20 protein-coding genes, 1 tRNA gene and 1 pseudogene are annotated in these 21,642 nt (G+C 57.2%); 10 read left to right on the forward strand and 12 right to left on the reverse strand.

Annotation, left to right across the window (positions count from 1 at the left end; translation table 11 throughout):
- Positions 1–115: 115 nt before the first annotated feature.
- Positions 116–367, reverse strand: a pseudogene (locus tag AC1QQ2_RS11215) (glutamine amidotransferase-related protein); the annotation flags it as partial.
- Positions 368–506: 139 nt separating this feature from the next.
- Here AC1QQ2_RS11215 and AC1QQ2_RS11220 point away from each other — a divergent pair.
- The 3 genes from AC1QQ2_RS11220 (at position 507) to AC1QQ2_RS11230 (ending at position 3,000) form a co-directional block, all read left to right on the forward strand.
- Complete coding sequence (locus AC1QQ2_RS11220; RefSeq protein ID WP_479713198.1) at positions 507–1,904, forward strand: divergent polysaccharide deacetylase family protein; 1,398 nt, start codon at positions 507–509, stop codon at positions 1,902–1,904.
- 54 nt (positions 1,905–1,958) lie between these two features.
- Entirely contained in the window at positions 1,959–2,390 is a 432-nt protein-coding gene (rpiB, locus tag AC1QQ2_RS11225) for a ribose 5-phosphate isomerase B (RefSeq protein ID WP_074038990.1), read from the forward strand.
- Between the two features lie 97 nt (positions 2,391–2,487).
- Positions 2,488–3,000 carry a hypothetical protein gene (locus tag AC1QQ2_RS11230; RefSeq protein ID WP_479713199.1) on the forward strand — a complete coding sequence of 171 codons (513 nt, stop codon included), beginning with the start codon at positions 2,488–2,490 and terminating at the stop codon, positions 2,998–3,000.
- A 28-nt stretch (positions 3,001–3,028) separates the two neighbouring features.
- On the opposite strand, the gene trpE is transcribed toward AC1QQ2_RS11230, so the two are convergent.
- The 5 genes from trpE to fabI form a co-directional block, all read right to left on the reverse strand.
- Positions 3,029–4,540, reverse strand: a complete 1,512-nt coding sequence (gene trpE, locus AC1QQ2_RS11235; RefSeq protein ID WP_105234908.1) for an anthranilate synthase component I — start codon at positions 4,538–4,540, stop codon at positions 3,029–3,031.
- 12 nt (positions 4,541–4,552) lie between these two features.
- On the reverse strand, positions 4,553–6,394 hold the full coding sequence (locus tag AC1QQ2_RS11240; RefSeq protein WP_479713200.1) for a peptidylprolyl isomerase: 1,842 nt from the start codon (positions 6,392–6,394) through the stop codon (positions 4,553–4,555).
- 227 nt (positions 6,395–6,621) lie between these two features.
- Positions 6,622–7,134 (reverse strand): xanthine phosphoribosyltransferase, encoded by a 513-nt coding sequence (gpt, locus tag AC1QQ2_RS11245; RefSeq protein WP_105234910.1) that lies wholly within the window; start codon positions 7,132–7,134, stop codon positions 6,622–6,624.
- 12 nt (positions 7,135–7,146) lie between these two features.
- Positions 7,147–7,761, reverse strand: coding sequence for a LysE family translocator (locus AC1QQ2_RS11250; RefSeq protein WP_479713201.1), 615 nt, complete (start codon positions 7,759–7,761; stop codon positions 7,147–7,149).
- Positions 7,762–7,764: 3 nt separating this feature from the next.
- Positions 7,765–8,571, reverse strand: coding sequence for an enoyl-ACP reductase FabI (gene fabI / locus AC1QQ2_RS11255; RefSeq protein ID WP_479713202.1), 807 nt, complete (start codon positions 8,569–8,571; stop codon positions 7,765–7,767).
- 148 nt (positions 8,572–8,719) lie between these two features.
- Here fabI and pdxH point away from each other — a divergent pair, with 148 nt between their 5' ends.
- The 5 genes from pdxH (at position 8,720) to AC1QQ2_RS11280 (ending at position 14,642) form a co-directional block, all read left to right on the forward strand.
- Positions 8,720–9,325 (forward strand): pyridoxamine 5'-phosphate oxidase, encoded by a 606-nt coding sequence (gene pdxH, locus AC1QQ2_RS11260; RefSeq protein WP_067545481.1) that lies wholly within the window; start codon positions 8,720–8,722, stop codon positions 9,323–9,325.
- A 104-nt stretch (positions 9,326–9,429) separates the two neighbouring features.
- Positions 9,430–9,963, forward strand: coding sequence for a cold-shock protein (locus AC1QQ2_RS11265; protein ID WP_479713203.1), 534 nt, complete (start codon positions 9,430–9,432; stop codon positions 9,961–9,963).
- 8 nt (positions 9,964–9,971) lie between these two features.
- Positions 9,972–10,418, forward strand: coding sequence for a DUF192 domain-containing protein (locus AC1QQ2_RS11270; protein WP_479713204.1), 447 nt, complete (start codon positions 9,972–9,974; stop codon positions 10,416–10,418).
- Between the two features lie 57 nt (positions 10,419–10,475).
- A tRNA-Pro gene (locus AC1QQ2_RS11275) sits at positions 10,476–10,552 on the forward strand.
- Positions 10,553–11,027: 475 nt separating this feature from the next.
- Positions 11,028–14,642 carry a vitamin B12-dependent ribonucleotide reductase gene (locus tag AC1QQ2_RS11280; protein WP_479713205.1) on the forward strand — a complete coding sequence of 1,205 codons (3,615 nt, stop codon included), beginning with the start codon at positions 11,028–11,030 and terminating at the stop codon, positions 14,640–14,642.
- A 119-nt stretch (positions 14,643–14,761) separates the two neighbouring features.
- On the opposite strand, the gene AC1QQ2_RS11285 is transcribed toward AC1QQ2_RS11280, so the two are convergent.
- The 5 genes from AC1QQ2_RS11285 to AC1QQ2_RS11305 form a co-directional block, all read right to left on the reverse strand.
- A complete protein-coding gene (locus AC1QQ2_RS11285) occupies positions 14,762–15,517 on the reverse strand; it encodes a LamB/YcsF family protein (protein WP_479713206.1) in 756 nt (251 codons plus the stop codon).
- On the reverse strand, positions 15,514–16,524 hold the full coding sequence (locus tag AC1QQ2_RS11290) for a 5-oxoprolinase subunit C family protein (protein WP_479713207.1): 1,011 nt from the start codon (positions 16,522–16,524) through the stop codon (positions 15,514–15,516). The genes AC1QQ2_RS11285 and AC1QQ2_RS11290 overlap by 4 nt, the downstream gene beginning before the upstream one ends.
- Positions 16,521–17,246 (reverse strand): 5-oxoprolinase subunit B family protein, encoded by a 726-nt coding sequence (locus AC1QQ2_RS11295; protein ID WP_479713208.1) that lies wholly within the window; start codon positions 17,244–17,246, stop codon positions 16,521–16,523. Before AC1QQ2_RS11295 ends, AC1QQ2_RS11290 begins: the two co-directional genes overlap by 4 nt.
- Before the next feature lie 75 nt (positions 17,247–17,321).
- A complete protein-coding gene (locus tag AC1QQ2_RS11300; protein ID WP_479713209.1) occupies positions 17,322–18,404 on the reverse strand; it encodes a methyl-accepting chemotaxis protein in 1,083 nt (360 codons plus the stop codon).
- Between the two features lie 110 nt (positions 18,405–18,514).
- Positions 18,515–18,904, reverse strand: coding sequence for a helix-turn-helix domain-containing protein (locus tag AC1QQ2_RS11305; RefSeq protein ID WP_105234956.1), 390 nt, complete (start codon positions 18,902–18,904; stop codon positions 18,515–18,517).
- A gap of 188 nt (positions 18,905–19,092) precedes the next feature.
- On the opposite strand from AC1QQ2_RS11305, the gene AC1QQ2_RS11310 reads away from it, so the two are divergent.
- Both AC1QQ2_RS11310 and AC1QQ2_RS11315 read left to right on the forward strand, forming a co-directional pair.
- Positions 19,093–19,959 (forward strand): helix-turn-helix domain-containing protein, encoded by an 867-nt coding sequence (locus tag AC1QQ2_RS11310; protein WP_479713210.1) that lies wholly within the window; start codon positions 19,093–19,095, stop codon positions 19,957–19,959.
- Positions 19,960–20,033: 74 nt separating this feature from the next.
- Positions 20,034–20,735: a hypothetical protein gene (locus AC1QQ2_RS11315; protein WP_067545424.1), complete on the forward strand. Its 702-nt coding sequence runs from the start codon at positions 20,034–20,036 to the stop codon at positions 20,733–20,735.
- Between the two features lie 51 nt (positions 20,736–20,786).
- On the opposite strand, the gene mepK is transcribed toward AC1QQ2_RS11315, so the two are convergent.
- Entirely contained in the window at positions 20,787–21,368 is a 582-nt protein-coding gene (gene mepK, locus AC1QQ2_RS11320; RefSeq protein ID WP_479713211.1) for a peptidoglycan L,D-endopeptidase MepK, read from the reverse strand.
- Between the last annotated feature and the right edge of the window lie 274 nt (positions 21,369–21,642).

The raw sequence follows: 21,642 nt of genomic DNA on the forward strand, positions 1-21,642 counted from the left end.
CTTGTTTTCAATGAGGCTGCTTATATCTCTGAAGATGTCTTTAATGGGACCACGCCTTTCCTGGCTGCGAACCCAGACTCAAAAGTAGTTCTAATTTCAACTCCTTTCGGCACCCTTGGTTATTATTATAAACGCCCATGAGCGGTGTCTTTGTCTCAGCCGCCGCGGTTGTCAGTGCAAGGCAGATCCCGGCCTGAGCAGGATCGCAGGGGCCAGGGGACAGTAGGATCGCTTCGGGGTTCATGCCCATCGCGTCCTGAACGGTGAGGGCGTCATTGCGTTTGACGACAACATCCGCGCCCAATTCGCCCAAGTAATGGACTAGGTTGTAGGTGAAGCTGTCGTAGTTATCGATCAAGAGCAACATGGTAGGCCCAACAAGCATTTAGGGGTTTTGCCGACCGTAAAGGTGGCGGTATAGTCGGCGCATACATGATCCTGTATGAGAGGGACCGTCAAGGTCCGCAGGGGAATTTACCGGACTGGGGCGTCACGGGGGCAGATAGGTGTTACGAGGATTACTTTCAGGCGTTGGTGTAGGCGCATTGGTTGCAGGTGCAGGGCTATCGGTGGTGTCACTGTTGGCCCCATTGCCCGTACCATCGACGCCTCCTGTCGGGGTGGAAACTCAGTCCGCGCAGATTGAGCCTGTCGCGGTCGAGGTGGAAAGCCCGACCTTGGCTGTAGATGCGGCGACGGGCATCCAGATCGAAGCGCCTGATATGTCACCCGGTGTCGCGATGGAGGTCACCGAACCTACGCCGCCGATTGCGGATACGACACCTGCGGATCGTCCTGATCCAATTGAAATTGCAGGCGATATGGCTGAGCCAGAGGCGGAGCAATCCGCAGGCGTTGAGGCCACAACCGATGCGCCTGTTCTCCAGTCGCCAATGGTTGCACAGCCTGAAATGCCAACGGGCGAGGCCGATATCGTGGTCAGCACCCAGCCCGCGATTGAAGTGATTGTGGTGCCTGAGGAAGAGCCAGCGCCTGTTGAGGACGCGCCCGTTGTGACGGATGTAGCGCCCGAGATGGTGGTGCCCGAGGTGGTTGAGCCTAAGGTTGTTGAACCTGAGCCAGAACCCACGCCTGAACCCGAGGCACCAAACGTCAACGCGGCCCCTGTGCCCGGTCTCTCTGGTGAACCCGCGAGCGTGATGCCGTCGAGCGATAGCTCTGTCGTGATCCGTCGACCCGCGACCGAAGCCGAGGCGCCCGTGGTCGAGGCCAGCACCAACGCGCTCCTCGATTACTCGGCCTATTTCGCGAACCCTGACGATCTGCCGCTGATGTCGTTTGTGGTGATCGATGACGGGGCTTTGCCGAACGGGCCTTTGCTCCTTTCTGCGGTGCCGTTCCCCGTGACGGTCGCGATTGCTGTCTCTGACCCTGATGCAGCTTCGAAAACCGCCGCTTACCGCGCTGCGGGCTATGAGGTTGCGGCGATCCTGACCTTGCCCGCAAACGCCACGGCCCCTGATGCGGCCCAAGTGATGGAAGCCACCTTTGCCACCATGCCAGAGGCTGCGATGGTTCTCGATATGGGGGACGCAGGCCTGCAATCGAACCGTCAAGCGACCGAAGCAGTTATGGCCCGCCTTGCGGCCGATGGGCGTGGGTTCATCACGGCGGCGAGTGGCCTGAACGCGGCGATCCGTGCGGCTGAGGGCGCTGATGTGCCCGTTGCCACGGTCGAACGTGACCTTGATAGCAATGACCAAACCGCCGCCGTCATTCGCCGCTTTATCGACCGTTCCGCGTTTCAGGCGCGGCAAACCAGCGGCGTTGTGCTGATCTCGCGTCTGCGGGCGGAATCGCTCAGCGCGCTGACGCTCTGGTCGACGGCGAATAGGGCGGGGCAGGTCGCTTTGGCCCCTGTTTCGGCGATTTTAAAGGACTAACGGGCGGGCCTTCGGGCTATCTCCCAGACGAAACCCACTACAAACGGAACCACAATGACACGTATCGTCCTCTCTAGCGACCACGCCGCAATCGAGCTGCGTCAGGCCATCGCCGCCCACATCACCGCCAAAGGTTATGAGGCCGTCGACATCGGCCCGACCGAGAACGTCAGCACTCATTATCCCGTCCATGGCAAGGCCGCGGCAGAGCGTGTGGCTTCGGGCGATTGCGATCTGGGCATTATCCTCTGCGGCACAGGCCAAGGCATTATGATGGCCGCGAACAAAGTCAAAGGCATCCGTTGCGGCGTCTGCTCTGACCAGTTTTCGGCTGCGATGATCCGTCAGCACAACAACGCCAACATCCTGTCGATCGGTGCCCGCGTTGTCGGCGAAGGTCTGGCTCTGGCCATCGTTGATGCCTTCCTCGACGCCGAATTCGAAGGCGGCCGCCACGCCACCCGCGTGGACATGATCGAAGAGTAAGAGAGATAAGCGCAGGGGGCTGAGGGGTTTCCTGCGCTGCTTAATTTGGCGTTAATTTTAGTTGGTGGAAATGTTACATTCGGAACTCTGTTCGCAGTTGGAAAATATTAAGAACAACCTGATTTTGGGGCTGTCAGGTGTATTTTTGTTAACCGAAGAACGTTCACGTGGTTTGTTGGCTGGTCATCATGCAAAAGTCGGTGGTCTAACTATCGACTTTACCGAAGTATCAAAACTGCTTGCCGAACCAGCAGACAGAGAAATCGCTGTAAAAGAGTGCATAAAGTCTATTTTCAGAAACTCACTCAAAGAAACGTTTGAGACGATCAAAGTTTACTGCGTCGATAGCAACCAAACTGAAATATTTCAAAAGTTTGGCAGTTATAAAGTCGCGAAACATCTTCGGAATGCGGTTTCTCACGACAACAAGTGGGACTTACGCCGCCCAGGAAAAAGTGAATTTTATCCTGGACTGCCGTTTAAATGGTCAGATTTGGTGATTTCCGCAGACCTTGATGGTTTACCAGTTGAACTGTCTCACGTTACATTTGAAATTCAACTCGCGTTGGTGCTCGATTTGATCAGGCATGCACAACAGGAGTTAAAATAAAACCCCGCTTGCGCGGGGTTCTTTTTTCTCAGTTATTGCCCGATCCCGTGAAACGCGTGGCGTCCTCGGCGGCTTTGCGGATGGCATTCGATTTGTGGACGGTTTCCATGTATTCGGCGTGGGGGTCGCTGTCGTAGACGACGCCGCCGCCTGCTTGGATGTAGAGTTTCTCGTCCTTGAGGACCGCAGTCCGTAGGGCGATGCACATGTCCATGTCGCCGTTCGCGCTGAAGTACCCACAGCCGCCGCCATAGACGCCGCGCTTTTCGGGTTCCAGCTCGTCGATGATCTCCATCGCGCGGACCTTGGGCGCGCCAGAGACTGTGCCCGCGGGCATCCCCGCAAAGAAGGCAGAGAGCGCGTCTTGGTCCTCGGCCAGTTCACCGACCACGTTCGACACGATGTGCATCACGTGGCTGTAGCGTTCGATGATGAACTGTTCGGTCGGGCGGACGGTGCCGATTTTGGACACTTTCCCCGTGTCGTTGCGGCCAAGGTCGAGGAGCATGAGATGCTCTGCCAATTCCTTTTTGTCGGCCAAGAGGTCGAGTTCGTTCGCCTTGTCCTCTTCGGGCGTGGCACCACGGGGGCGGGTGCCTGCGATGGGGCGAATGGTGACTTCGTTGCCGAACACACGAACGAGGATTTCGGGCGAGGCGCCGATGACCTGAAACCCGCCGAAGTTAAAGAAGAACATGAACGGCGACGGGTTCGTGCGGCGCAGCGACCGATAGAGCGCAAAGGGCGGTTCGCGGAACTCTTGGGTCCAGCGTTGGGCTGGCACGACCTGAAAGATGTCGCCCGCGCGGATGTAGTCCTTGGCCTTTTCGACGGCTGCCATATAGCCGTCTTTGGTAAAGTTCGACGTGGCAGGCGCGGCCTCGTGCGCGGTGCGGAATTCGCGGCTGTCGACGGGGACAGGGCGGTCCAAGGCGCGTTGGGCTTCTTTGACGCGTTCAGCGGCTTGGGCAAAGGCAGCCTTGGCCGAGAGGCCAGAGTTTGCCCATGCGGGTGCCACGAGGATTACGTCACCTTTGACCCCGTCGAGGACAGCCACGACCGATGGACGCAACATCATCGCATCGGGCAGGCCGATGGGATCAGGGTTCACGTCGGGCAGGTGTTCGACCAAACGGATCATATCGTAGCCGAGGTAGCCAAAGAGGCCAGCCGCAGCGCCCGGCAGATCGTCCGGCAGATCAATCTTTGATTCCGCGATCAGGTTGCGCAGCGAGGTGAGCGGATCGGCCTCTTCTTCGACAAAGGCGTCGTCATCATAGCGGGCCGCGCGGTTGACGCGGGCCGTGGTGCCGTCACAGCGCCAGATCAGATCAGGGTTCATGCCAACGATAGAGTAGCGACCACGGACTTCACCGCCCGTCACACTTTCCAGCATGAAGGCATCTTTGCCCGCGCCCGAGAGTTTGAGCATGAGGGACACAGGCGTATCGAGGTCAGCGGCCAGACGGGTGTAGACGATCTGGTTTTCACCAGCGTCATAGCCACGTTGGAAGCTCTCGAAATCTGGGCTGAGGGCCATAGTGCGGTTCCCTTATTGGATCTGAGCGTGGACCGCGTTCACGGCCTCGCGCACAACATTGATGTCGGTCTCACCGCGCAGGGTGTTGAGCGTAATCTGCATCGCGTCCTGAGCCACACCGTTCGACAGCTGCGCCGCGAAACGATCACGCAGGGCGATCACATCGGGGTCCTCAAGGTTCGGTGCGTTCACAGCATCCACACGGGCCAGAACCGCGCCGCCGTCATAGGGCAGGGCAAAGCCATTGCCAGCCGAGGTTTCGAACACGCGGGTCATGAAACCTTCGGGGGTGTAGTCGAGGAAGGTCTGACGGGTCACGTCAACGTCGATGGTTGGTGCGAGGCCAAATTCACCGAACTGCGAACCGTTGGAGAGGGCGGTTGCCATCTCTTCGGCTTTGGCGAGGATCGCGGCTTGGGTGGTGTCGCGTGTCCAGCCAGCGGTCACCTCGTCGATCACATCCTCAAGCGGCTGCAGTGCGGGCTCTTGGATCGTTTCGACGCGCAGCGCAAAGATGCCACCGTCAGACATTTCGATCAGTTCAGGATAGGCACCGATCTGCGCCACAGCCGCGGCCTGACGAAACTCAGGGTAAGCGGCCATGCCGTCGGTCGAGGCGACAGTCCAGTCAATCGAACCAAGCTCCATTTGGGTTTGGTCAGCGAGGTCCTCAACGCGGGCACCGCCAGCGATGAGATCAGCCATCTGTTCGGCGACATCGCCAATCACACGGCGGGCACGGTCACGGCCCAGTTCAGCGCGGAGTTCGTCAGCGGCAACTTCAAACGGGATCGATTCCGCTTCGAGCACGGCGTTGATGCGGAACAGCGCGGGTCCGATCAGCGAGGGCAGTGGGCCAACAACGTCGCCCGAGGCAGCCGCGAAAACAGCAGCGCCCGCTTCGGCCAGTTGCATCTGATCCACATCACCGAGGTCAACGTCGTCAAGCGTCAGGCCACGATCCGCAACCAGTTGGTCAAAGTCGGTTTCGCCAGCGGTGATCGCGTCCATGGCGGCTTGGGCAGAGGCCTCATCCGCAAAGCCGAGACGTTCGACCAAGCGACGCTCTGGGCTGTTATAGTCAGCGGTGCGCTGTGCGTAGAGATCCCGAAGCGATGTTTCGTCCACCTCAATCGTCGGCAGCAGCATGTCGGGTGTCAGGGCCGCATAAACGATGGATTTGGTTTCCAGCGTGGTGAAATCGGCGGGGTGACCTTCGTGGTAGGCAGCGAGGTCTTCGTCGGTCGGGGCAGGGATCGCATCGGTCAGAGCGGCGTCAGTGACCTGAACCCAAGTGATGTCACGGCGTTCTGCGGCATAGTTCACCATCGCATCGATGTAACCAGCGGGAACGGTGTAGCCAGCGGTCAGGCTGATCTGCAGCGCGGTTGCGGCCATTTCATCGCGGAGCGCTTGTTCGTAGTCGCTTTCGCGGGTGCCCATGCGGGACAGAACATCGCGGTAGGCGTCGCGGTCGAAGGTGCCAGAGAAGCCTTGGAAATTCGGGTTCGAGGTCACGCGGTCACGCACGCGTTGGTCGCCAACGGAGACGCCCATAAGTGAGGCTTCGTTTTCGAACAGGCGCATGTTGATCATGTCGTTCAGCACCTGTTGGTCGATGCCGAGCGATTGTGCTTGAGTGAAGCTCAGCGGTTGACCGACCTGACCCGAGAAGGTGTCGATCCCGCGGCGCAGTTCGAGTGCGTATTGGTTCAGGGTGATTTCTTTGTCACCGACCGTTGCGAGGGTGTTTGTCCGACCCGACAGGTTCGTCGTGCCAAAGCCCACAAGGCTGAAGAACAAAAGGCCCAAGATGACCCAGACGCCCAATTTTGTCTTCTTTTCGCGTGCCATCTGCGGCCCCCCTGAAACTGATCTCTTCACCCTGTCAAACAAGGCCTGCAATGAATAGGCGGGCGGGCGATAAGGTGCAAGCGGGGAGCCACGGGAAACCGTCAGTGTCCGCGGTTTTTTGAATTGGCGTGGAAATCTGGGAAAATGTATACTTTTGCATAAAAATGGCGCGAAAGGATAGTATTTCGCGCCATGAAATGTTCGAATTGTATAACTTTAACCGATGATTAATCGGTGCCGCGATAGGGCTGAACGTATTGCAGCGCCATATCCCAAGGGAAGAAAATCCAAGTATCTTGGCTGACTTCGGTGATGAAGGTGTCCACCTGCGGGCGGCCTTTGGGCTTTGCGTAGACGGTGGCGAAGTGGGCGTTGGGATACATTTCGCGGACCAGTTCAAGCGTTTTACCGCTGTCCACGAGGTCGTCGATGACGAGGATACCCGTGCCGTCACCCATGATCTCTGCGTCGGGTGCCTTGAGCACTTGAGCCGAGGATTGGTTCTGGTGGTTGTAGGATTTGACGCTGATGGTGTCGATGGTGCGGACATCCAATTCACGGGCGATGATCATCGCGGGGGCCATGCCGCCACGGGTGATCGCCACGATGGCTTTCCACGATCCATCTTCTGCCGGACCTTGGCCGTCCAGACGCCATGCCAGCGCGCGGCTGTCACGGTGGATTTGGTCCCAAGACACATGGAACCCTTTTTCGTGGGGCAGAAGATCGTTCTTTGCCATTTGGTCAGTCCTTTACGTCAGGGCGATTTTCAGGCCGAGCAGGGCAAGGAGCCCGCCGAACATCCGGTCAACACCGGCCTTTAGTCGCAAATAGGCAGCACGCGCGCGGGGCAGAGAAAAGACCCGAGCAACGATGATATACCAGAGTGTTTCATTGGCGAAAACAGCCGCAAGTATGGCAATACGCCACGGCAAGGGCGTGTCATGCGGCACGAGGCCGACAAAGACCGCGCCAAAGAACACAGCAGGCTTGGGGTTCGAGGCAAATGTCAGGAACCCGTAGCGCATCGCAGAAACGGCAGAGCGGGGCGCGGCGCCCGGTGTCGGTTCTGCCAGCGGTTCGCTCGCGTGTTTCCACATGTTGTAGGCGATCCAAAAGAGGAACGCGGCACCGACCAGTTTGAGGCCGATGAACAACGAGGGAAGAATTTCAAAGAGAAGGGCGAGGCCAGCCATTGCCGCGGTGGCCCAGAGGATCGCACCGAGCCCGAACCCAAGGGCGAGGGCGGTTGCCACCTTGAACCCGTCCGAGGCTGCGGTGCGCACAGCGACGACAAAGCTGGGTCCAGGGGAAATCGCCGCCGCAAGGTGGATCAGAACGATCGACAGAAATGCGGCGGCGGTCATGGTTTACTCTTTGTTCATGTCAGGCGCGTCGACGGCTTTCATGCCGACAACGTGGTAGCCTGCGTCAACGTGGTGAGTTTCGCCCGTCACGCCGGTTGAGAGATCGGACAGAAGGTAAAGCGCGGAACCGCCCACTTCGTCGATCGACACGTTTTTGCGCAGTGGCGAGTTATATTCGTTCCATTTCAAGATGTAACGGAAGTCACCGATGCCCGATGCGGCCAGCGTTTTGATCGGACCCGCCGAGATCGCGTTGACGCGAATACGGTCTTTGCCCAGATCTTCGGCGAGGTAGCGCACAGACGCCTCGAGGCCTGCTTTGGCAACGCCCATGACGTTGTAGTGTGGCATGACGCGTTCTGCACCGTAGTAGGTGAGGGTGAGGCACGAACCACCGTCGGTCATCATCTTTGCTGCGCGCTGAACAACGGCGGTGAACGAATAGACAGAGATGTCCATCGTCATCAGGAAGTTTTCGCGGGTGGTGTCCACATAGCGGCCACGCAGTTCATTTTTGTCAGAGAAACCGATGGCGTGGACGATAAAGTCCATCTTGCCCCATTTTTTCTCAAGCTCTGCGAAAAGCGCATCGACAGTGTCCATGTCGGACACGTCGCACGGCAGAACCGTGTCAGAGCCGAGCTGTTCAGCGAGCGGGCCAACCCGTTTCAGCAGCGCTTCGCCCTGATAGGAAAAGGCAAGTTCCGCACCAGCGTCTGCGAGTGCTTTGGCGATGCCCCAAGCTATTGATTTGTCATTGGCGAGGCCCATAATTAGACCGCGCTTGCCCTGCATGAGTTGCGACGACATTGTGTCCCCCTTGCCCCTTTCGCGTTATATCGCTTCGGTGTAGGCGATTGGACCAGTCGCTTCAAGCCTGTGTGAGACGCAACGTCACAGTTGTTGTATCAAAACGCGCTTGTTACGCGCCCCACCTTGTTGATGAGAAGAGGGTATCATGAGTGACCGCACTGGCATTTTCGCAGGCGACGATCCGTTCCAATTGGCGCGGGACTGGTTGGCTGAGGCCGAAAAGAGCGAGATCAATGACCCGAACGCTATCGCGCTGTCGACCGTGGACGCAGACGGTCTGCCGAATGCGCGTATGGTGCTTCTCAAAGAGATCGAGGACGACGCCTTTGTGTTCTACACGAACTACGGGAGCAAAAAGGCCCAAGAGCTAGAGGGGGCAGGGAAGGCTGCCTTTGTCATGCATTGGAAGTCCCTTCGTCGGCAAATCCGGGTGCGCGGAACCATCGAACGCGAGGACGGACCGCAGGCGGACGAATATTATCATTCGCGATCTCTCAAGAGCCGTTTGGGGGCATGGGCGTCGAAACAATCGCAACCTCTCGATAGTCGGGGCACTTTGATGGCCGAAGTGGCCGTTGTTACCGCTAAAGAGGGAATCAATCCGGCGCGCCCACCATTTTGGGGTGGGTTTCGCATCACGCCAGTCGAGATCGAGTTCTGGGCTGATGGCGCGTTTAGGTTGCATGATCGCTTTAGATGGACACGCGAAGGTGTAAACGCACCTTGGTCGGCGGTCCGTTTGTATCCCTAAGATGATCAAAATGCCGTTGGTGGGACTTGTTTCTTGCGAACAAAACAGGTCTGCTGACGCGGTGAAGCTGCGGCCGGATGGGGGCCCGCGGCGGGATTGAAAGTATGATGACTGACACAATAAATGAACGCCCTGTCAAAGGGCGTGTAAAATGGTTTGATCCTGGCAAAGGCTTTGGCTTTGTCGTGTCAAACGAAGGCGGCGCGGATATTTTGTTGCACGCAAACGTTCTACGCAATTTTGGGCAGAGTTCGGTGGCGGATGGATCGGATATTGATCTGCTCGTTCAAGAGACGGATCGTGGTCTTCAAGCAACCGAGGTTATCGCGATTTCTCCACCTGAGTTGCCAGCTAACGGGAGTATGCTGGCGGATCTGGTGGATGTTGATCCTGAGGTTCTCGATAACACGCCGATTTTACCTGCTCGGGTCAAATGGTTCGACAAAGGTAAGGGATTTGGGTTTGCCAATGTCTTTGGTTCGTCCGAAGATATCTTTGTGCACATCGAAGTTCTGCGCCGGTCTGGCCTTGCCGACCTGCAACCAGGCGAAGCTATCGCCATGAAGAGCATCGACGGGAAGCGCGGGAAACTGGCGGTCGAGGTTCTGATTTGGGAAAGCATTCATATAGACGATTAATATCGCTCGTGATTGCAGCGCTAGCCGCCGTGGCCCAACCGGCTGCGGCGGCTTGTTCTTTGGATAAGGTGCTGGTCAGGGGTGACTTTGGTCAGGCGCGGTTCACCGTTGAGGTGGCGGATACTGCGGACGAACGAGCCCAAGGGCTGATGAACGTGCCAGAGATGCCGACGATGGCGGGGATGTTGTTCGTTTACGAACGCCCGCATCAGGTGGCGTTCTGGATGCACAACACACTGATTCCTCTTGATATGATTTTCGCAGATGAAACGGGCACGATTACCCGCATTCATCCCAATGCGATCCCGCTCGACCGCACGCCAATAGACGGTGGGGCACAGGTTCAGTACGTTTTAGAGATAAATGGCGGCCTTGCAGGGCGTTTAGGCATGGCTGAAGGCGATGTTTTGCAGCATCCGTCCATCGGAGAAAACGCCGCTTTGCCATGTAACTAAGAAAAAGCACGCTTGGGGCTTTTCAATTCCGAAAAGCATCGCTAAACGGTGCGCAGTCGGGGCGTAGCGCAGCCTGGTAGCGCGACGGTTTTGGGTACCGTAGGTCGTAGGTTCGAATCCTATCGCCCCGACCACTCCATAAAATAGTTGGTGCATTTGCCGTTAGTGGTCGCTTTGCGATTCTTCGCGGGGCTGTCTCATTTGGATACCCACATCACCCAAAGTTCACCTCGTGACGCCAAAAGATGAGAAAACCTTTGCCTAAGCTGTGGGCAAGGCTGTGGATGAATCGAGCGGTTTTAAACACTTGCGTGCGTCAAGCTAGATTATCCAACATTTTGTCGAAAAAATTGATTGACCCCCAAGGGGTAGTTTTGTCAGTTTGTGCCTGCCGAGTGGGGCGCTACAATATGTGGTGCCGCTTGGATCAAGGCAGACTACCAACCGTAACGATCAGCACGCCGTGCTGTTGCAACAGGGTATTTCCCTGAGCGGAGTCGCTTGGCCCAAGCTTTGGTTCATTTGGCGTCAGGGAATTGGGGCGTCGTGTAGCGCCTTGAAGTAGATCGGCAGGCCGCGCAGACGGTCGTGTGTTAGGGGCCAGGTACGATGAAGATCGAACGCATTTTCACTAAAGCAGGACAAGACGCTTACGCGGACATCGACTTCCGCACGACGACGTCTGAAATTCGCAATCCCGATGGAACGATCGTGTTCAAGCTCGACGATTGTGAAGTTCCGTCGAAGTGGAGCCAAGTTGCCTCTGACGTGATTGCGCAGAAATACTTCCGCAAGGCTGGCGTGCCGAGCGCGATGACCAAAGTCCGTGAAAAGGACGTGCCAGAATTCCTGTGGCGCTCTGTTCCTGCAGAAGGCGCAGAAATGTCGGGCGAAACCAGTGCAAAGCAGGTGTTCGACCGTCTGGCTGGTGCATGGTGCTATTGGGGTTGGAAGGGTGGTTATTTCACCACCGAGGACGACGCCCGTGCGTATTACGACGAGATGCGGTTCATGCTGGCCAATCAGATGGCCGCACCGAACAGCCCGCAGTGGTTCAACACAGGTCTGCATTGGGCTTATGGCATTGATGGTCCGGCGCAAGGCCACCACTATGTCGACTACAAAACTGGGAAACTGGTTAAATCGAATTCTGCCTACGAACACCCGCAGCCGCACGCTTGCTTTATTCAGTCTGTTGCTGACGATCTGGTAAATGAGGGCGGGATCATGGACCTCTGGGTTCGTGAAGCGCGTCTGTTCAAATACGGCTCTGGCACCGGCACGAACTTCTCGTCGCTGCGGGGCGAAGGCGAAAAGCTCTCGGGCGGCGGTAAATCGTCGGGCCTGATGGGCTTCCTTAAAATTGGCGATCGTGCAGCTGGCGCGATCAAATCAGGCGGCACAACCCGTCGAGCAGCGAAGATGGTGATCGTCGATGCCGATCACCCCGATATCGAAGACTTCATCAACTGGAAGGTCATCGAAGAACAGAAAGTGGCGTCGATCGTCGCTGGTTCGAAGATGCACGAACAGAAGCTGAATGCGATCTTTAAGGCGATTAACACGTGGGATGGGGCAGAGGCTGATGCCTATGATCCGTCCAAGAACGAGAGTCTGAAATCCGCTGTTCGTGAGGCAAAGAAAGTCGCGATCCCGGAAACCTACATCAAACGCGTTCTGGACTACGCAAAACAGGGCCACACCAGCATCGAATTCCCGACCTATGACACCGACTGGGATTCCGAGGCCTATGCGTCTGTGTCGGGTCAGAACTCCAACAACTCGATCCGCGTGACCGATGCCTTCCTTCAGGCGGTCAAGGATGATGCGGATTGGGACCTGATCAACCGCAAAGACGGCACCGTTTCCAAGACTGTCAAAGCGCGCGATCTGTGGGAACAGGTTGGACACGCGGCATGGGCTTGTGCTGACCCAGGCATCCAGTTCCACGACACCGTAAACGCATGGCACACTTGCCCCGAGGATGGTGCGATCCGTGGGTCAAACCCCTGTTCGGAATATATGTTCCTCGACGATACAGCTTGCAACCTCGCGTCGATGAACCTGCTGCAGTTCTACAAGAACGCAGAGTTTAACGTTGAGCAGTATATCCACGCGACACGTCTTTGGACTGTGACGCTCGAAATTTCTGTGATGATGGCGCAGTTCCCGTCCAAAGAAATCGCGCAGCTGTCCTACGTGTTCCGCACGCTCGGCCTTGGCTATGCGAACATCGGCGGTCTGCTGATGAACATGGGCTTTGGCTACGACAGTGACGAAGGCCGTGCGATGGGCGCTGCCCTGACCGCGATCATGACGGGCGTGTCCTATGCGACCTCGGCTGAAATGGCGGGCGAGTTGGGTGCGTTTGAAGGCTACGAGCGCAACAAAGAGCACATGCTCCGCGTGATCCGGAACCACCGCAACGCGGCACATGGCAATGCGGATGGCTACGAAGCCCTTGCGGTGAAACCTGTTCCGCTCGACCACGCGAACTGCCCTGACGCGCGTCTGGTGCAAATCGCGACCGAGGCATGGGATCAGGCGCTGGCGCTGGGTGAAAAGCACGGCTACCGCAACGCGCAGGTCTCTGTGATCGCGCCGACGGGGACCATCGGCCTTGTTATGGACTGTGACACCACAGGCATTGAGCCTGACTTTGCCCTCGTGAAGTTCAAGAAGCTTGCAGGCGGTGGCTACTTTAAGATCATCAACCGTTCGGTTCCGTCTGCGCTGGAGACGCTGGGCTATAGCTCTGCCGAAATCGAAGAGATCATCGCCTATGCAGTTGGTCATGGCTCGATCGGTCAGGCCCCCGCGATCAACCACACGGCGCTGATCGGTCATGGCTTTGGCCAAGGCGAAATCGACAAGATCGAAGCCGCGCTGAAATCGGCCTTTGATATCCGCTTTGTGTTCAACCAGTGGACGCTGGGTGAAGAGTTCTGCCAGAAAACCCTCGGTATTCCTGCGGCGAAACTGAACGACCCGTCGTTTGACTTGCTGCGTCACCTTGGGTTCTCTAAGGCAGAGATCGACGCTGCGAACGACCACGTTTGTGGCACCATGACGTTGGAAGGTGCGCCGCACCTGAAAGAAGAGCACTACAACGTCTTTGACTGCGCCAACCCGTGTGGCAAAAAAGGCAAGCGTTATCTGTCGGTTAACAGCCACATCACCATGATGGCTGCGGCGCAATCGTTCATCTCTGGTGCGATCTCTAAGACGATCAACATGCCCAACGATGCGACGATTGAGGACTGCCAGAAGGCCTATGAACTGTCGTGGAGCCTCGGCGTTAAGGCGAACGCGCTCTACCGTGATGGGTCGAAACTGTCCCAACCTCTCGCTGCGGCGCTGGTTGAGGATGACGAAGAGGCGGCAGAGATCCTCGAATCTGGGAACCCAGTGGAAAAAGCTGCGGTGCTGGCCGAGAAGGTGATCGAAAAGGTCATCGTCAAAGAGATCGTGCGCAGCCACCGCGAAAAGATGCCAGAGCGCCGTAAGGGATATACCCAAAAGGCGGTCGTGGGCGGACACAAGGTTTATCTCCGGACGGGCGAGTATGCTGACGGTAGCCTCGGTGAGATTTTCCTCGATATGCACAAAGAGGGTGCTGGTTTCCGCGCGATGATGAACAACTTTGCCATCGCGGTGTCGGTTGGTCTGCAATACGGTGTGCCGCTCGAAGAGTTCGTCGATGCGTTCACCTTTACCAAGTTCGAACCCGCAGGGATGGTGCAGGGGAACGACTCGATCAAGTCGGCAACCTCGATCCTCGACTACATCTTCCGCGAGCTGGCTGTGTCCTACCTCGACCGCACCGATCTGGCGCATGTGAAGCCGCAGGGTGCTGCGTTCGATGATCTGGGTCGTGGCGAAGCGGAAGGCATCTCAAACGTCAAATCGCCCAGTGAAAGTGCGGCATCTAAGTCGTTGGAAGTGTTGAAACAAATCTCTTCGACGGGTTACTTGCGGAAGCGCTTGCCACAGGACTTGAATGTGTTTAGTGCGACGGCTGTAGAAGAGATTCAGCAGACCAAAGTTGTGACCGCTAAGACGGAAACCGCCGTCGGAACAGTGACCACGATGTCGGCACGTGACAAAGCGAAAATGCAGGGCTACGAGGGTGATCCTTGTGGGGATTGCGGCAACTACACGCTGGTGCGCAACGGCACCTGCATGAAGTGCAATACATGCGGCGGCACATCGGGCTGCAGCTAAGAGTTTCAGGGGCGGATGCGTTCGCCCCCGACGCGGATCGGGATACAGGCAAAAAGCAATCGGGCGGTATATAACTCCACCCGATCCGTGGAACTGGGGGGCCAAGCGCCCCCCATTCTTTATTTAGAAGTGATGGAATAGCCCGCAGCGGTGAGGCGTTCGCGGATGCTGCGCGCGATGGCAACGGCGCCAGCGGTATCGCCATGCACACAGATCGTGTCGATCGCGACAGGGATCGGATCGCCTGTGCGTGGCAGGATCGCGCCGGCCTCGAGCATTTGCAGGATACGGGTCGCAGCGATGTCGGGATCGTGGATAACTGCGCCGTCTTGCCCGCGCGGGGTGAGGGTGCCGTCGGATTCGTAGCTACGATCCGCGAAAATTTCTGAGATTACAGGCCCGCCGAGGGTCGCCGCCGCTCGTGCTTGGGCTGTGCCTGCGATCACCATGAGCGGTAGGTCAGGGCATACGGAGCGGGCGGCGCGGTAGCAGGTGAGCGCCATCTCTTCGTCGCGTGACGCCATGTTTGCCATCGCGCCGTGGAGTTTCAGGTGCGACAGCGATCCGCCCAAGGCACGGCAGACCCCGTCCGAAGCTGCGACTTGGTAACGGATGATTGCGGTGAGGTCTGAGGGGGCGAGCGTCATCTCGGTCCGTCCGAAATTCGCGCGATCCTCAAACCCAGGGTGGGCACCGATTGCGACGCCTTTGTCCAATGCGGTTTGCATGACGCGGGACATAAGACGCGCATCGCCTGCGTGGGCACCGCAGCTCACGTTGGCAGAGCTGACAATATTGAGCATCGCGAGTTCCGAGAGCACTTCGGCCTCGGTGCTGCCTTCGCCCATGTCGCAATTCAGATCGATCGTTTTCATGCGTCCCATCCTGTGATCATGCCGGAAATGAGTTGATAGCTGAGCAGGTCCGCCATTTGTGCGGGGTCACGGATCAGCGGTTTACAGAGCGCTGCGAGATCGCGGGTCAGTCCTGCGGGGCTTTGATACGAGGCTAGCGCCTCTGCGCGGGTGATGCAGGTGAATTGTATTTTTGCACCTGCTGCGGCCTGCGCGACCTTGGGAATGTCATGCGGAATAACCGTGCCGATCCGTGGATAGCCGCCGACCGTTTGGCATTCGGGCAGCAGCACGAACGGAACACCATCACCTGTCATTTGGATATCACCGGGCTGGATTGCGTCCGACAGGATGTTCAATTGATCCGCCGTCGCGAACCCTGCGCCTGAGCCGTTCAGTTTCACACCTTGGCGATTGGCGGCAGAATCGCGGGTGAATTCGGTCTGGGTGAACCGTGCGCGCGTTGCTTCATCAAATAATGCTGTCTGTGGTCCGTTGATATAGCGGATGGTGCCGCCCTCAAACCGATTGTCGGTTGGCAGGATCATTCCGACCCGATCCGTGTTTCGATCAGAGCCGAGGGGCAGGGTCGCGCCAGTTTCGATTACTGCGCCGATCCCGCAGGTGAGGTGGGTGGAACGGCTGCCCATCACAGGCTCAGTCACGATACCACCGCCAAATCCGATGTAGCCATATACGCCCGACAGCACAGGGCCGATGGTGAGGCGATCCTCTGGCATGAGGAGGTGAGAAGCGTTCCAAACCAGCGCCCTGTCGCCAATCGTGGCTCGCATCGGTGCGCCCGTTAGGGAAATACGGGTCGGTTGACTGACGGAAAACACGCCGCCCATACCCGCCATTTCGATCACAGCATGATCGGGCGATTGACCGAAGAGGGCGGCGCTTTCGCAGATGGCCTTGCGGTCTGCGGCGCCCCCACGGGGAAGCCCAATCGATAGATACCCCTCGCGACCGAGGTCTTGGACCGTCATCGCAGGGCCAGCGCGGTGGATAGTGAGCGTGGTCATTCCACGTCCTCCCACGTTGCGCCGCCAAAGGGGGCTGTTCGCGCGGTTGTGAATTCGGCCTCTGACACGGGGGTAAAGATGACCTCATCGGCGGGGGAAAACAGCGACGCGGGGCTGCGTGTCGGATCGAACAAGGGCAGGGCCGTTTGACCGATCCAGCGCCAGCCCGTGGGGGAGGCGTTTGCAAAGACCACAAACTGACGAATGGCAACGACCAATGCGCCCGCGGGCACTTTGGGCGTGAGAGCAGTTTGGCGCGGGATGTTCCATTCGGGCGGCAGCGTGCCGAGATAGGGCAAACCTGGCGCAAACCCGATGGTCAAAACACGCACCCGTGAGGTGCCGAGCGTATCAATCGCGGCATCCGTTGAAAGCCCTGCGAGTTCTGCGGCCTCTGCCAATTGCGGACCGTGATCGCCACCGTAGCAAGTCGGAACGCGCCAGAGTTTGCGACCTGCGGGCAGGGCGGCAGCGCCCCAGTCTTGGGTCCCAAGGTGCTGTTGGAGTAGTGCGGTAACCTCATCCAGCCCAACCGCCAAGGGGTCAAACCGAAGCGTTACAGAGGCGAGCGTGCTCGACACTTCGACAAACGGGAGGGCGCTGTTCCGAATATGCGCGGCAAAGCCCAAAGCCGCCCGATTGGCCTGATCTGACATGGTCGCATCGAACCGCACCAGAACAGCATCCAAACCAAACGGAAGGATTTCAGGCAGGGGCATCATGATGTGGCGTAATGCGTTGACGACATGGTCGGATTTGTGGGGAAACCCGCGGTGATCGTCAACGCCTTAGTCAGATTACGCGGTTTTCAACGAGCGAGCAGAGCCGCGAATGCGCTGGGTGCTGCTGCGCATACGTGTTGCCCCAGACGCCAGCGTTTCGGCCTGCTGTTGATTTTCGAGCGTGAGTTTCTGGATTTCACTCATCGCCATATTGATCTGATCCACCGCACGGGTCTGTTCAGAGCTAGCGAGGGTGATCTCTTCGATGCGTTCAGCAACGGTGGTGATTTCGCCCGCGATTTTCTCAAACGTTTCACGGGTTGTCGCCGATGTGGTTACACCAATCTCAACCTGTTTGCGCGATGTTTCGATCAAGCGTGACGTCTCACCCGCAGCCTTTGACGAGCGTGCAGCGAGGTTGCGGACCTCTTGGGCTACGACCGCAAAGCCACGACCGTGTTGGCCCGCGCGTGCGGCTTCGACCGCAGCGTTAAGGGCGAGGAGGTTGGTTTGAAACGCGATCTCGTCGATCACTTTGATGATCTGAATGATGGCGCGGGACGATTTGTCGATCTCGTCCATGGCCGTCACCATGTTTTCAACCTGCGACTGGCCGTCGTTAGCAATGGTCGCAGTGCGCCGCGCGAGGTCGTTTGCTGTGCTCGCCGATTTCGCATTAGACCGCACCATGGATGCGGTTTCCTCGATCGAGGAGGACAATTGTTCGACCGTGCTAGACTGGCGTTCGGCGTTTTGGTGGAGGTTATTGGTGCTGTTGTGGATCGTCTCAGCTGCGTTGTCAGCGATGTCGATTTCTTTGGTCACGTCGGTGATCACGCTTCGGATCAAGTTGATCAAATCGGTGATCGCAATGGTGGTGCGAGAAAGGTCGCCAGTCGGGGCTTCGGGCAACTGAACACTAAGGTCTTTCTCATCAGCCATTTTGCGAACAGCGCGATAGAGGTTGGCAAGAGGGCGAATGCTGCTGCGGGACCAACGAAGCAGAATATAAGCCGTCAGGATGCTTCCGCCGACCCAGATCAGCGAGATCGCAATGGCAGGGTTGCCAAGAGCATTGGACCAGTAGGGATAGGTGAACCCTACAATAGACCCAAAAACAGTGTTCAAAACTACACTGAACACCGCAACACGGATCATCAATGGCCACTTCGGGGGGATTAAAGTCATCACGGTTGCCTTGCCTGTTTTCACCTACAAAGGGTTCAACGGCGCAACCGTGACTTTATTTAGCGATAAAACGACTTAGTTCAGGCCGTTTTTGCATAGGTTGGCGCATCGTAATCGCCGTCCATTTCTTCTGTTTTCGCAATGGCTTGAACCATGCGGCAGAGCGTTTCTTTGATCTGTGGGCTCTCTACACGAGCGAGCGCAAACAAAATACGCGATGTGGTGGTGTCGATCTCGTCTGAATGAACACGGTCATCGACGCCTTCAAAGAAGTAACCCGGTGATACGTCCAGTGCGGTTGCGATCTGATAAAGACGGCTGGCGGAGACGCGGTTCTGGCCGGCTTCGTATTTCTGCAACTGTTGGAACGAACACCCGATTTGTGCGGCCAGACCCGATTGCGTTAGACCGCGCATCAGGCGGGCATTGCGAATTTTCTGGGCTACAAAATCATCGATAGGATGCGGCATGGTGTTTCCTCTACAACTTCTGCAAGAGAAAATCTCGCCACCACGGTTATGTTTCAACGTGTTAAATACAACTAAAAGTGGTTGAACTATCACCACTCAATGGTGCATAAATCACCCATCAAATTGAGCGGTGCAAGATTCGACCGTAACACGTTGCTTTGATGTCATTTTTTTTATGGAGCATTGAGATGGGCGAGCCAAAAACTGCTGCGTTATTTTATGAGATGCTCCGTTCGTTCACGGTTTTGGCAAAGGAGTTGAACCTCTCGCGGACCGTCTCTCGGTTGAATAGTACGCGTCAAACGGTCCGTCGGCACATTCGCGCATTGGAAGAGTATCGGGGAACCGAGCTGTTCTCTGTCAACGACCGACAATACGCTCTGACGGATGCGGGACGTGATGCGTTGGAGGGGGCTCTTGATATTGTGGCGCTGTCTGATGCGTGGATGAAAAACCAGTCGGGGCAGGTGCGTGGGCTGGATCAATTGCGCAGCGAAAAGACGAACGGCCACTATTACCATCTACAACAACAGCCGATCAGTCGGATTTGGGACACTGGCCCTGCGTTGTTGCGGAATTGCTTTAACGCGTGGGTCGCCTCGCAAGGACGTATTGAAGCGCCAGAGTTTCAGGCGGTCCGTGCGGCTGTCGTGATTTTCCGCCGTTTGGGCGAGGAATGGATCTGCGTGGAGGTCGGTGCGGAATCCTCATATTCGTCATGGTTCGGGCGCGATTGGGCGCTGAGCAGTATCGGCTTGAAGTCTGCAGACCTTCCAGGTGGTCAGGGGTTCGGTCGGTTGCTCGTCGCGCCGTTTGAGGAAGTGAAACGCACCGAGGGCGTGCGGCTAGATCACATCGTGTCAGAACTTCCGCGTGAGAAGGGCGGTGCCCCCGTGCCGATCAGCTATCAACGATTGCTGTTGGGGTGTCGCTTCCCAGATCAGAGCCGTGGTTTGGTGTCTGTCGTGGTACGTACCTATGACCTCTGCATCGACGGGCTACCCAGAGAAGAGATTGAACGAATGCCGAGCGAGCTGCTCATGGATATTCGTTAATACTGGTAAACCATTTATTAACGGTCGTGGATCACAAGATGGCTCCAAGGATGATTAGCCTTGGAGAGTGAACAATGACCATCCACGATTCTTTTGAAGGTGCGCTTTATGTAGCTACCATTGTAACTTTGGCGGAAAAATACGGCATTCGGTTAGAGTCGGGGTCCGACTTTGATTACTATGCCGAAACAATCGCCGCGCATCGACCGCAGCCGATTGGCGTGCCGTTTGACCCAAACCTTAACGCGATTCACCCTGATGATGGGTTTTGGTTTCTAGGTTGGGACCGTGACGGGCGGCTCGTTTTTACCCAAGCGGTGCGTTTGTTGCGGATCGAAGGGCAGAGCCTCGCCGATTATTTCCGCGATCAATACGTGGCCTTTCCGCCTGCAGGTTTGCCGATTGATTTCGACCGCTCGTTCTATTCCCCTGGACCGAGTGCGCGACGCATGACGGGCACCTGTGCCTATCACGGTGACGTCTGGATGATCAGCGATCCTGCCTACCGCGGCACAGGCATGTCGAGCATTCTGGCTCGGCTTGCTTTGGCCACGGCGCTGATGACGTGGTCGCCTGATCACATGATCGGGTTCATCATTAAAAAACTCGCGTTCAAGGGCTTGGGTGAACGCGAAGGCTACATGCATTCCGAACCCGCCGCGCTGAGCTGGTATGCGAAGGATCGCCCTGATCCGATGGTAGCGCATATGTGTTGGATGAACCGCGATGACCTGCGGTATCTTCTCACCATTCCTGCCGAAACTGTCATGGCCTAAATGAAAAAGGCGCCCGAGAGGGCGCCTGTTTTTCCGTTCCTCGGGAAGCGTTTAGCCGTTCCAAGTGCGGACCTCACCACAGTCCATGTGAACGAAGTTCGAGCCCGCATATCGACCAACGCCGCCAGCGTTACAGGATTGTGCGGCGCTTGCGATTTGGTTGACAGAGCGGCTTGATAGACGGAGGTCAGCAGCTTGACCGCGCATGTGGAGCGAATTGCGCGCAACGCCAGAGGATTGGCGGCGCAGCATGGCGTTGGTTTCAGGCGAACGATAGCCCGACAGCAGCATGTAAGGTTCAGTGACGTCGAGCAGGTTGTGCGAAGCTGCCATGATATCAATGGTGCGCGTGTCGATGGCGATGGTTTTGTTGTTCCGCCAGTCGCGCATGAAGTGGACGATCTGGTTGACCGATTCAGCGATATAGTCGCCTTCGATCCAATAGATCATGTCGATCTTTTCGCCGGTGCGGCCAGAATACATCTTAATCCGACGAACATCACCAGCGCCGCGCAGGAACCCAGCTGCTTGACCGAATGTAGGGGTGAAAGCCGGCGCTGCGGTTACAGCGGTCGCGGCGAACGCACGAAGGAGACCGCGACGAGAAATTCCCGAGGTATTCGTTGTCGTCATAGTTGAAGCGCCTGTCCCGTCGCTATCACCTGCTGTGGCGTGCAGGTTTTGTTTTCATCTCATCCCCAGATGCAGGAACTTTATGGCACAGACTGATTCCTGAACCAACCAAAGAATGCCCTAGCGTCCGTTAACAAAGGCCAAATAGGCGAAAATTTGCGCAAAATCCGATTGAGGTGGCCCGCGATGCGACGCGCTCGCGGTGCGGACCTGCAACATTTGGTAGCCCCGTGGCCGATTATCGCAATTGTGAGTGGACTATCGAGCCGTCAAC

Source organism: Aestuarium sp. (genome assembly GCF_023253315.1).
Taxonomy (GTDB): Bacteria; Pseudomonadota; Alphaproteobacteria; order Rhodobacterales; family Rhodobacteraceae; genus Marivivens; species Marivivens donghaensis.